We start from the raw sequence: 12,125 nt of genomic DNA, 5'->3' as shown, positions 1-12,125 counted from the left end.
TCAAATGATCCGCAATGGAAAGCGCCGTATTGCGCTCACCGCGATCGCGGGGGCATCCGTCCTCGTACTGGGGCTCACCGCCTGCAGTGCCGGTGGGGGAGACGACGGCAGTGACAGCGGCGGTGGCGATGGCGACCGCACGCTCCGGGTCTGGGCCGGCAGCCAGACGCCGATCACCGCGAACTTCAACCCGTTCGCACCCACCGTGCTGCACGGTGCGCTCGGCCCGATCTACGAGCCGCTGTTCTTCTTCAACAAGACGGCGGCCGAAGACCCTACCGGCATGATCGGCGACTCGTACGAGTACAACGATGACGGCACCGTGATCACCATCAAGATCAAGCCTGACCTGAAGTGGAGCGATGGCGAGCCACTCACCGCGGAAGACGTCGCGTTCACCTTCATGTACGAGGGCAACAGCCCGGACACCAATGGCCTCGTCTCTGCTGAGGCGACTGACGACACCACCGTCGTACTCACCTATGACTCGGCGCAGTACACCACCGAGTTCCAGCGCCTCGGTGGCACCTGGATTCTCCCCGAGCATGTGTGGAGCGACGTCGATGACTTCGCGAGCTTCGCCAACGAGGAGCCGGTCGGATCGGGGGCGTACGTTGTCGACAGCGTCACCAGCGAGTCGTACATCCTCGTCGCGAACGAGAACTTCCGCGATGCCGGGGTGCCCGCCGTCAAGACGGTGCAGTACATCGCGGTTGACACCAACCAGACGGCGCAGGATCTCCTCGCCGCCGGCGAGTTGGACTGGACGGGAATGTTCATCCCGAACCCGGATTCGGTCACGGCCAACGGGCAGATCGAGTGGATCAACACTCCTCAAGACCCCACCGTGCTCTACACCTGCGCGAACGCCGAGCTCGGCTGCACTGGCGCGCAGACCGACGTGGCGGTCCGGCAGGCGCTCAACGTCGCTATCGACCGCGCGACCATCAAGGACAAGGCCTTCGTGGGGCTCACTGGTGACATGTCGCCGACTTACGCCCTGCTGCCGCGTGATGAGAAGTGGGTTGCCGACCCCGCCAATGCGGTCAGCCCGCAGGAAGCGAACGTCGCCGAGGCTGGTTCCATCCTCGAGGCAGCCGGCTACGCGAAGGGCTCTGATGGGTTCTACGCCAAGGACGGCGTGCCGATCGAGATGACACTCACCTCTGTCGATGGGTGGACCGACTACAACGATGCTGCCAAGCTCATCGCCGAGCAGGCCGCGGAAGCCGGAATGAAGATCACCGCTTCGACGGTGCAGTGGCAGGAGTTCTCGGACTCGCGCCAGACCGGTGCCTTCGAGCTGATCGTCGGCGGCATGATCGGAACCTCGGTCGCAGACCCGTACCAGATGTACCGTGACTGGGTCGGTGGCGTCGAGGCGGGATCCACCGGCGCCGTCGGCGCCGAGGTTCCCACGGGTCGCTGGAACTTCAGCCGGTACAACAACCCTGTCGTCGATGAGGCGATCATGGCCGCGACCAGCACGAACGATGAGGCAACCAAGCTCGACCTCTACGCCACGATCCAGACGGAGATCGTCCGCGACCTGCCGTACATCCCGCTGGTCATCAACGCGACGCAGACCTTCTACAACACGAAGGACTTCACCGGCTGGCCCACCGAGGAAGACCTGTACGCATTCCCGCCGTCGTGGGGTTCGATCGCGGCCGGATTCATCCTGCAGCACCTGGGGCCGGTCGGGTAACAACCGACCGTCCACAACATTGCAAGGAAGCAGGAAGTTGAGTAAATGAAGTTCTATGCCAGAAGGATCGGGTTCTACGCGATCACGCTGTGGGTCACGATCTCACTCAACTTCCTGCTTCCACGCATGATGCCGGGCGACCCGGCCGACATCATGATCGCGAAGATCCAGCGCGCGGGCGGCGAGGTCTCCGAGACCACTATCCGCAACATCAAACTGCTGCTGGGCTCGGATGATTCACCGATGTGGGAGCAGTACATCGGGTACTGGGGGCGGATGTTCCAAGGCGATCTCGGGGTCTCGGTCACAAAGTATCCGGCCCCTGTTGCCGAACTCATCGGCGCAGCTCTCCCTTGGACGATCATCCTCGTGGGCGTCGCGACCGTCATCTCCTTCGTGCTCGGCATCGGACTCGGCGCCTGGGTCGGCTGGAAGCGCGGTACCTGGGTTGATCACCTGATCCCTGCGACCACGATTCTGCAGTCGATTCCGTACTTCTGGCTTGCGCTGGTGCTCGTCGCGGTGTTCTCCGTCGGCATGGGGATTTTCCCGATCTTCGGCGGATACAACGTCTTCGATTTCCCGAGCGGACCGGAGTGGACGTGGGCGTTCTTCTCGGATGCCGTGGTACATGCCGTCCTGCCTGCGCTCACCATCGTGTTGAGTTCAGTGGGCGGCTGGTTGTTCGGAATGCGCAACATGATGGTCTCCACACTCGCCGAGGACTACGTCACGACCGCTGAGGCTAAGGGCCTGCGGCCCCGCCGCATCCTCACCGCCTACGCCGCCCGCAATGCGGCGATCCCGTCCATCGCTGGATTCGCGATCACGCTCGGGTTCGTCGTTGCAGGTTCCATCGTGATGGAGCAGGTATTCACCTACCCTGGCATCGGCAAGCTCATGTTCCAGGCGGTGCAGAACAGCGATTATGCGCTCATGCAGGGCGTGTTCCTGGTGATTACGATCGCCGTTCTTGCCGCGAATTTCGTCATGGACCTCGTCTACGGCTTCATCGACCCGAGGGCGCGTCACAATGTCTGAAACCCGACTTTCCGAGGTCGTTGGCGGCCCCGTCACCGGCACGGTGGCGTCGTCTGCGCCTGATACCTCCGTGCTCGTCACGCAGCGGCGCACCCGTGGCGGGTTTCGTGCGATGCTGCCGCGGCCATCAATCAAGCTCATCATCGGCATCGTGTTGGTGGCCAGCATCGTCCTCTTTGGCGTCTTGGGCCCGATGCTCACGCAGAATCCGCGTAACTCGAAGAATCCTGCGCTCGAACCGCCGAGTGCGGAGCACCTGCTGGGCACCTCCAAGCTCGGCTACGACGTGCTCGCGCAACTGGCGCACGGCACGCAGGGCTCGCTGCTGATCGGCCTCGTCGCCGGTGGTATCGCGGTCGTGCTGTCGATCTTCTTCGGCATCCTTGCGGGCTACCTCGGTGGGTGGAAAGACGAGGTGCTCTCGCTCTTCACGAACATCATGCTCGTCATCCCAGGGCTTCCGCTGGTCATGGTGATTGCCACCTATTTCGACACCCGCAGCTGGTTGCTGGTCGCCTCGGTGCTCGGCATCACTTCGTGGGCAGGGTCGGCCGTCGTATTACGCACCCAGGCGCGTTCGCTGCGCAGTCGCGATTACGTCTATGCGTCTAAGGTCGCCGGCGAACGGTCGCTCCGCGTGATTCTCGTGGAGATCATGCCGAACCTGTTGCCGCTGCTTGCTGCGCAGTTCCTCTTCGCGATCATCTTCGCGATCCTCGGAGAAGCCGGACTCTCTTACCTCGGCCTCGGCGCCACAGACTCGATCACCTGGGGCACGATCCTCAACGACGCGCAGTCGGGCCAGGCGCTGGGCACCGGAGCGTGGTGGTGGTTCATCCCGCCAGGCCTCATGATCGCCCTGCTCGGCTGCGGGCTGTCGCTTATCAACTTCTCCATCGACGAGATCATCAACCCGAAGCTGCGCGGCGCACCAGAAGCTGCCCGCCGCGTGCGTAAAGCAGCCAAGACGAAGGGAGTCACCGCGTGACCGCCCCGGAAGCAGTACTCACCGCACACGACGTGTCCATCGAGTACGAGGTAGATCCGCCCGTGAAGGCGGTGCGAAACGTCTCACTCACACTGCACCGCGGGGAGATTCTCGGGCTTGCGGGGGAGTCGGGATGCGGCAAGACCACTCTCGCCTATGGGCTGAACAGACTGTTGAAGGCTCCAGCGCTGTTGACGAGCGGCGAGATCACCTTCCACGATCGATCCGGCACAGACATCAACATTGTGGGGTTGGAGAACGAGCAGCTGCGCGCGTTCCGGTGGGACAAGATCTCGATGGTGTTCCAAGGCGCGATGAACTCGCTCAATCCGGTGATCAGCGTGAAGGCGCAGATCTTCGACATCTTCGACACGCACCGGCCCGGCATGAGCCGACGCGTGAAGACCGAGCGGGCAGAAGAATTGCTGCGACTCGTCGGCGTTGACCCCGCACGGCTCACAAGTTTTCCGCACGAGCTTTCCGGCGGGATGCGCCAGCGCGTCATGATCGCTATGGCGCTTGCGCTTGACCCGCAGGTCATGATTATGGACGAGCCGACCACCGCGCTTGACGTGGTCGTGCAACGCGGGATCATCCGCGAGATCATGCGCCTGCGTGAGCGGCTCGGGTTCGCGGTGATCTTCATCACCCACGATCTGCCGATGCTCATCGAGATCAGCGACCGGATCGCCGTGATGCTGCAGGGGGAGATCGTCGAACAGGGCACAGCGGAGGAGATCTTCCGCACCCCGCAGCACGAGTATACGAAGAAGCTGCTGTCCAGTTTCCCGAGTCTGCGTGGTGAGCGCGGCGGGTTCGTACGGTCGGGGACGGCTGCTGCGGCATCCGCTATCTCGGCATCCGCCACCTCGGTATCCAACACCCTGGAGGAGGAACGATGAGCAACGAGACTCTCGAAGCGCGAAACCTGACCAAAGACTTCAAACTCCGCTCCGGTTTCAAGACAACGACGTTACATGCGGTGAAGGACGTCACCTTCACGCTGGAACCAGGAAAGACCGTCGCTCTCGTCGGCGAATCCGGCAGCGGCAAGTCCACGATCGCGCGGATGCTGATGAAACTGGAGACGCCGACATCCGGAGAGATCCTGATGGATGGCCGCCCCAGCGGCACCCACGGCCGGGAACTTGCCCGCTACCGCTCCGACGTGCAGATGGTGTTCCAGGATCCGTTCGCGTCGCTCAACCCGTTTCACACGATCATCCATCATCTGGAGCGGCCACTGCGGATCCATCATCGTGAACTTTCCAAGGATCAGGTGCGCGAGCGCGCGCTGGATCTGCTCGAGCGGGTGCGGCTGACTCCGGGTGAGAGCTATGCCGATCGTCGACCGCACGAATTGTCCGGCGGGCAGCGCCAGCGCGTCGCGATCGCTCGCGCCCTTGCCCCTGGCGCACGCTTCATCGTCGCGGATGAGCCGGTTTCGATGCTTGACGTGTCCATCCGCCTCGGCGTGCTGAATCTGCTCGCAGACCTTCAGCGCGAGTCGCGCCTCGGCGTGCTCTACATCACGCACGACCTGGCGACCGCACGGCATTTCAGTGATGAGATCCTCGTGATGTATCGCGGTGACATCGTTGAACGGGGTCCTGCGGATGAGGTGATCCTGAACCCGCAGCACGAGTACACCAAGACGCTGCTCGGCGCGGCCCCTGAGCCCGAGAACCTTGGCCGCCTGCGCGACGAAGTGCGGGCGGAGCTGTCCCTCTGACGCGGCGAGCTGACGTTGCGAGTGGGCACTTGCGGGCCCGGTATGCTGGGGGCATAACTGAAGACAGGCCCCACGACCCGTGCGGGAGAGCCCCGGTGAATGCGGCCGGGCACCGAAGGAGCAAGCCTCCCCGCCAATCTCTCAGGTACCGCGTACCGCGCCGGTCAGGCCGCTCTGAAAAGTGATGCTCGCGCATCCGCCGACGGTGAAAGCTTCCTGCGTTCTGCAGAAGCGAAACTCTCAGGCCCATGACAGAGGGGGAGTTCTCGGATACCGTGCATCTCGTACGGCATCCTTCCGACCTTTACGGGAGAACTCTATGGCTGAGGCCCGCTTCACCCCGCTTCGCGAGCGACATGAGTCGCTCGGTGCATCCTTCACCGACTTCGGTGGCTGGCAGATGCCGGTGCGCTACACCTCCGACCTTGCCGAGCACCACGCGGTGCGGCAGGCGGCTGGTCTCTTCGATATCTCGCACATGGCCGAGTTTCTCGTCACCGGAGAGTATGCCGGGGAGTTCCTCGACTTCGCTCTCGCGGGCCGTATCTCCTCGATGTCGGTCGGCAAAGCGAAGTACTCACTGTTGCTGACGGAGGACGGCGGGATCATCGATGACGTCATCGCTTACCGGCTCGCCGACGACCGCTATCTCGTGATCGCGAATGCCGGCAACCGCGGTTTCGTCGACTCGGCGTTCGCGTCGCGCGTCAGAGCCTTCCCTTCGCGTCTGGAGCGAGATCTTCCCGCGCGCTCTGCCGGTGAAGACCGCAGTTTCGCTGGTTTTCTCGGCGACAGGGGAGTGGATGTCGAGGATGTGTCCGACACGTACGCGTTGCTGGCCATCCAGGGCCCGGCCGCGGCCACCATCGCCGCGGCAACGGAAGGTATCACCGAGCTCGGCACCGACTGGGCTGAGCAGAAGTACTACGCCTGGACGGATGCATTCTTCCTCGGCCAGCCGCTACTCATCGCGCGCACCGGCTACACCGGCGAGGATGGCTTCGAGCTGCTCGTGCGCAGCGAAGATGCCGCTGCTCTCTGGGACGCAGTGATCGCCGCCGGCGAGCCGCACGGACTCGTTCCCGCCGGACTCGCTGCCCGCGACACGCTACGCCTCGAAGCGGGAATGCCGCTCTACGGACACGAACTGTCACTGGAGACGAAGCCGGCCCAGGCCGGCCTCGGTCGTGTCGTGGCATCCGATAAGGAGTCATTCGTCGGCAAGTCGGGCGCCGCGCCCGACGACGGTGTACCAGTGCTTGTCGGCCTCGTTGCCGAGGGCAAGCGCGCCGGCCGGGCCGGATACGCCGTTGTTTCCGAAGACGGCACCGTCCTCGGCGAGATCACCAGTGGCGCCCTCAGCCCCACTCTCGGCCACCCGATCGCGATGGCGTATGTGGATCCCTCTTCCGCGGCAGAGGGAACCGCAGTTTTTCTTGATGTGCGCGGGACGAAGATCCCCGCGACCGTGACACCCCTGCCTTTCTACCGGAGGAAGAAATGACTGATCTCAACGAGTTGAAGTACACCGAAGAGCACGAGTGGCTCGCCATCGCTGACGGTGTCGCCACCATCGGCATCACCGACTACGCCGCAGAGAAGCTCGGCGACGTCGTCTTCGTCGAGCTCCCAGCGGTCGGCACCGAGCTCTCTGCGGGCGCTGTCGTCGGTGAGATCGAGTCGACAAAATCGGTCGGCGAGCTGTACGCGCCGCTTGTCGGCACCGTCACAGCGATCAACGACGCCGTCGTCGATGACCCGTCGCTCGTGAACGCTGAACCATTCGAAGCCGGCTGGCTCATCAAGATCTCGATCGCCGACGGTGCGGCTGACGCGCTGCTCGATCGTGATGCATACGTCGCACTGACGGAGGGTTGATTTCGCAGTGACCACTTTCGCCGATCGTCACATCGGAACGACCGCCGAGACCCAGCGCACCATGCTGGAAGCTCTCGGCGTCGACACTTCCGATTCCTCCACCTCGCTGGAAACGCTGATGCGCAGTGCCGTGCCTGCGTCGATCTATACCTCAGCATCAGAGACGTCGGCGATCCCGCCGGCCGCCTCCGAGGCAGAAGCGCTCGCCGAGTTGCGTGGCTTCGCCTCTCGCAACCGTGTGAACCGTTCGATGATCGGTCTCGGCTACTACGGCACGCTTACCCCGAGCGTGATTCAGCGAAACGTCCTTGAGAACCCGTCCTGGTACACGGCTTACACGCCTTACCAGCCCGAGATCTCGCAGGGGCGCTTGGAAGCGCTGATCAACTTCCAGACGATGGTTGCTGATCTCACCGGGCTCTCCACTGCGAACGCGTCGATGCTTGATGAATCCACGGCCGTTGCCGAGGGGATGCTGCTGGCACGGCGTGCATCGAAGGCGAAGTCTGATGTGTTCGTGGTCGACGCAGATGCATTCCCGCAGACCAAGGCGCTGCTCGAGACCCGCGCCGCTGCGCTCGGCATCGAACTCGTCGAGCGTGACCTGTCCGGCGGCGAAGCCCTGCCGGAAGAGCTTTTCGGCGTGTTCGTGCAGTACCCGGCGGCATCCGGGCTCGTGTGGGATCCGTCTGCGGTGATCGATGCTGCGCACGTCGCAGGTGGCATTGCTGTGGTCGCCGCCGATCTGCTCGCTCTGACACTCATCACCTCTCCCGGAACCCTCGGCGCGGACGTCGCTGTCGGCACCACCCAGCGCTTCGGTGTGCCGATGAGCTTCGGCGGACCACACGCCGGCTACATGGCCGTGCGCGCAGGGCTGGAGCGTCAGCTTCCGGGTCGCCTCGTCGGCGTCTCGGTGGATGCCGAGGGCAAGCCGGCGTACCGCCTCTCACTGCAGACGCGTGAGCAGCACATTCGCCGAGAGAAGGCCACAAGCAACATCTGCACCGCGCAGGTGCTGCTGGCTGTCATGGCCGCGATGTACGCGGTCTATCACGGGCCGGACGGGCTGCGGGCTATCGCCTCAGAGGCGGCTTCGAAGGCGGTATTGCTGCGCGACTGGCTCGTCGAGGCCGGTGCAGACATCGTCCACGAATCGTTCTTCGACACTCTGCAGGTGCGTGTTCCCGGTACGGCGACCGAGCTCGTTGCTCGTGCGCACGAGGAGTTCGGCATTTTGCTGCGTCAGGTTGATGCAGACACCGTCGGCATCTCGGTCGACGAGACCACCGACTACACCGAACTGCACCGAACCGCGCTGATGTTCGGCGGCAAAGAGCAGCGTGCGTTCGGCACTTTCGGTGCCGGATCTGCTGGCGCATTGCCAGAGGCTCTCCACCGCCAAGACGAATATCTCACGCACCCCGTCTTCCACACTCACCACAGCGAGACCGCCATGATGCGGTACCTCAAGAGTCTCGCTGACCGCGACTACGCGCTCGATCGCGGCATGATTCCGCTCGGCTCCTGCACCATGAAGCTCAACGCGGCGACCGAGATGGCGGCGATTACGTGGCCGGAATTTGCTGGCATCCATCCGTTTGCGCCAGCATCCGATGTCGAGGGCTACCTCGAGATGATCGATCAGCTCGAGGGCTGGCTCGCTGAGGTCACCGGCTACGACGCGGTGTCACTGCAGCCGAACGCCGGCTCGCAGGGCGAGCTCGCTGGCCTGCTCGCGATTCGAGGCTTCCACCTTGCCAACGGCGACGAGCACCGCACGGTGTGCCTAATTCCGTCGTCCGCGCACGGCACGAACGCGGCATCCGCCGTGCTCGCAGGCATGAAGGTCGTCGTCGTCGCATGTGACGAGCTCGGCAACGTTGACCTCGACGACCTGCGCGCGAAGATTGCGGCTAACGCGGAGTCGATCGCGGCTCTGATGATCACCTACCCGTCCACTCACGGTGTGTACGAGCACGACGTGGTCGAGATCACCTCTGCCGTGCACGACGCGGGCGGCCAGGTATACGTCGACGGGGCGAACCTCAACGCGCTGCTGGGCTACGCACGATTCGGAGACCTCGGCGGCGATGTCTCGCACCTGAACCTGCACAAGACGTTTGCGATCCCGCACGGCGGCGGCGGACCAGGCATCGGCCCGGTCGCAGCCAAGGCGCACCTCGCGCCGCACCTGCCCTCGCATCCGCTCGCGCAGCGCACGACACACGCAGGCGGCTACGAGTTCGCCGGGGGGCCGGTCTCTGCTGCGCCGTATGGGTCGGCGGGGATTCTTCCGATCTCCTGGTCGTACGTGCGCATGATGGGCGCTGCGGGACTGCGTGATGCGACAGCTGCAGCCGTGCTGTCGGCGAACTACATCGCCGCGCGCCTGGGGGAGCACTATCCGGTGCTGTACACGGGTGAGAACGGTCGGGTCGCGCACGAGTGCATCCTGGACCTCCGTCCGCTCAAGGAAGCCACCGGCATCACGGTCGACGACGTCGCCAAGCGACTGATCGACTACGGCTTCCACGCCCCGACCATGTCATTCCCGGTGCCTGGCACGCTCATGGTCGAACCGACCGAGTCGGAGGACCTCGGCGAGATCGATCGGTTCATCGAGGCGATGATCATGATCAAGGCCGAAGCGGATGCCGTGGCAGCAGGCCGTTGGCCCGCGGAAGACAACCCGCTCGTGCACGCTCCGCACACCGCGGTGTCGCTGATCGCGGGGGAGTGGAACCACGCTTACACGCGTGAGGATGCCGCATATCCCGTGCACGCGCTCGTCGCTGGGAAATACTGGCCGCCGGTGCGTCGCATCGATCAGGCATACGGTGATCGCAACCTGGTGTGTTCCTGCCCTCCGGTGGAGGCGTTTGCCTAACCCTCATCCCGAGACCGCAAAACCACGCCGAGACGCATCCCTATCCGGGTCGTCTCGGCGTGGTTTTGCAGTCTCGGGAATTTCTGTCCGATCGTTCAGTAACAGTTCATTAACGGAGGTATGCAGGCGCGATCTGCGGGGTTACGCTCAATGCACTGCGACTCGAAGACGAGTGCGCACTTCTACATGTCCACGGGAGGACAACGTGAAGAGAAACAAGATTGCGCTGATGGGCTTGGGCCTGCTGACCGCAGGCGTCATTGCCCTTTCCGGATGCTCGTCGAGTGACGGCGGAGGCGGTGGCAACGGAGGAGGCGACGCCGGTGGCGGTGCCGCATCCGGCGGAATCGTCACAGTCCAAAGCAATGAGCCGCAGAACCCGCTCATCCCTGCCGTGACCAACGAGGTCGGCGGCGGCCTCGTGCTGCAGAACATCTTCGCCGGGCTCGTCTATTACGAAGCCGACGGCGCGATGGCCATGGACGTCGCCGAATCGATCGAGTCCGACGACAATCAGCTCTGGACGATCAAGATCAAGGAGGGCACGAAATTCAGCGATGACACGCCTGTCACCGCCGAGTCGTACGTGAACGCCTGGCAGTACGCGGCATCTGATGCCGAGTTCGAGAACCAGTGGTGGTTTGCGAACTTCGAAGGCTACAGCGCCGAAGGCGGTCAAGACACTCTCAGCCTCGAGGCCGTCGACGATACGACCTTCACGGTACAGCTCGCTGCTCCCCAGGCAGATTTCCCGATCTCGCTCGGTTACACGGTGTTCTCGCCGCTGCCGGAGTCGTTCTTCGACGACCCGGAGGCGTTCGGTGCGGCTCCGATCGGCAACGGCCCGTACACGCTCGACAACTGGGAGCACGACACGGTCATCTCGCTCGTCCCGAGCGAGGGCTACGACGGTCCTCGCGCCGCGCAGAATGGCGGAGTGGACCTCGTCACCTACGGCACAGGAGAGGCCGCATACGCCGACCTGCTCTCCGACAACCTCGATGTGATCAACCCCGGTGTTCCGCCGTCGGCGCTGGCCACATACAAGGAAGACCTCGGCGACCGCGCGGTCGACCAGCCCGCTGCGGTCTGGGATGGCCTGACGATTCCGGCCCGCCTCGATCACTTCGCTGCCGACGAAGAAGGACTCCTGCGCCGTCAGGCGATCTCCTACGCCATCGACCGCGAGGAGATCACCGATGTGATCTTCGAAGGCACCAGGACACCCGCCGTCGACTACACCTCCCCGGTGATCGAGGGATGGAATGACTCGCTCGCCGGTTCCGAGGTCACGCACGCGGATGCTGCGAAGGCCAAGGATCTTTGGGCGCAGGCCGATGCCATCTCGCCATGGAGCGGCACCTTCACGATCGCGTACAACGCCGATGGTGGCCACCAGCCTTGGGTCGATGCCGCGACGAACCAGCTGAAGAACACACTCGGCATCGACGCGGCCGGTCAGTCCTTTCCTGACCTCGCGACGCTGCGTGAAGAGATCAAGAACCGCACGTTGAACGCAGCGACCCGTTCGGGATGGCAGTTCGACTACCCGGGTGCATACAACATCCTGGGTGCGCTGTTCATCACAGGTGCAGGCTCAAATGACGGCGACTACTCGAACCCGAAGTACGACGAACTCGTGCAGCAGGGCGCCACGGCGCCTTCGGTCGAAGAGGGTCAGGCGTTGTTCGATCAGGCGCAGGAGGTGCTGTTCGCAGACCTCCCGGTGCTGCCGCTCTGGTACCGCTCGACGAACGCCGGCTACTCCACGGTGGTTGAGAACGTGGAGTACGGCTGGGACAGTTGGCCGATCGTATACCAGATCACGAAGGCCGAGTAGTTCTCAGGCACTGTCCTGAACGTCCGGTGCGGAGCGATGACGATTCGT

At 63.7% G+C, this 12,125-nt stretch carries 9 protein-coding genes and 2 riboswitches; all 9 genes read left to right on the top strand.

Annotated elements, in window-relative coordinates; translation table 11 throughout:
* The first annotated feature begins 4 nt into the window (after positions 1–4).
* Positions 5–1,708 (top strand): ABC transporter substrate-binding protein, encoded by a 1,704-nt coding sequence (locus AC1C2Q_RS02770; protein ID WP_495448903.1) that lies wholly within the window; start codon positions 5–7, stop codon positions 1,706–1,708.
* A gap of 45 nt (positions 1,709–1,753) precedes the next feature.
* Positions 1,754–2,749: an ABC transporter permease gene (locus AC1C2Q_RS02765; protein WP_495429529.1), complete on the top strand. Its 996-nt coding sequence runs from the start codon at positions 1,754–1,756 to the stop codon at positions 2,747–2,749.
* A complete protein-coding gene (locus AC1C2Q_RS02760; protein WP_495429528.1) occupies positions 2,742–3,737 on the top strand; it encodes an ABC transporter permease in 996 nt (331 codons plus the stop codon). Before AC1C2Q_RS02765 ends, AC1C2Q_RS02760 begins: the two co-directional genes overlap by 8 nt.
* A complete protein-coding gene (locus AC1C2Q_RS02755) occupies positions 3,734–4,639 on the top strand; it encodes an ABC transporter ATP-binding protein (protein ID WP_495448902.1) in 906 nt (301 codons plus the stop codon). Before AC1C2Q_RS02760 ends, AC1C2Q_RS02755 begins: the two co-directional genes overlap by 4 nt.
* Positions 4,636–5,469, top strand: coding sequence for an ABC transporter ATP-binding protein (locus AC1C2Q_RS02750; RefSeq protein WP_495448901.1), 834 nt, complete (start codon positions 4,636–4,638; stop codon positions 5,467–5,469). Before AC1C2Q_RS02755 ends, AC1C2Q_RS02750 begins: the two co-directional genes overlap by 4 nt.
* A gap of 72 nt (positions 5,470–5,541) precedes the next feature.
* Positions 5,542–5,637: riboswitch (glycine riboswitch) on the top strand.
* Positions 5,638–5,734, top strand: a riboswitch (glycine riboswitch). It begins immediately after the preceding riboswitch.
* Positions 5,735–5,788: 54 nt separating this feature from the next.
* Positions 5,789–6,973 (top strand): glycine cleavage system aminomethyltransferase GcvT, encoded by a 1,185-nt coding sequence (locus tag AC1C2Q_RS02745; protein ID WP_495448900.1) that lies wholly within the window; start codon positions 5,789–5,791, stop codon positions 6,971–6,973.
* Positions 6,970–7,347, top strand: coding sequence for a glycine cleavage system protein GcvH (gene gcvH, locus AC1C2Q_RS02740; RefSeq protein WP_495429524.1), 378 nt, complete (start codon positions 6,970–6,972; stop codon positions 7,345–7,347). Before AC1C2Q_RS02745 ends, gcvH begins: the two co-directional genes overlap by 4 nt.
* A 61-nt stretch (positions 7,348–7,408) precedes the next feature.
* Positions 7,409–10,237, top strand: coding sequence for an aminomethyl-transferring glycine dehydrogenase (gene gcvP / locus AC1C2Q_RS02735; RefSeq protein ID WP_495450531.1), 2,829 nt, complete (start codon positions 7,409–7,411; stop codon positions 10,235–10,237).
* A gap of 205 nt (positions 10,238–10,442) precedes the next feature.
* Positions 10,443–12,077, top strand: a complete 1,635-nt coding sequence (locus AC1C2Q_RS02730; RefSeq protein ID WP_495429523.1) for a peptide ABC transporter substrate-binding protein — start codon at positions 10,443–10,445, stop codon at positions 12,075–12,077.
* Positions 12,078–12,125 lie beyond the last annotated feature (48 nt).

Source organism: Microbacterium sp. Y356 (genome assembly GCF_059445355.1).
The sequence above is the reverse complement of the archived record's forward strand: the minus strand, read 5'-3'. Positions and strand labels throughout refer to the sequence as shown.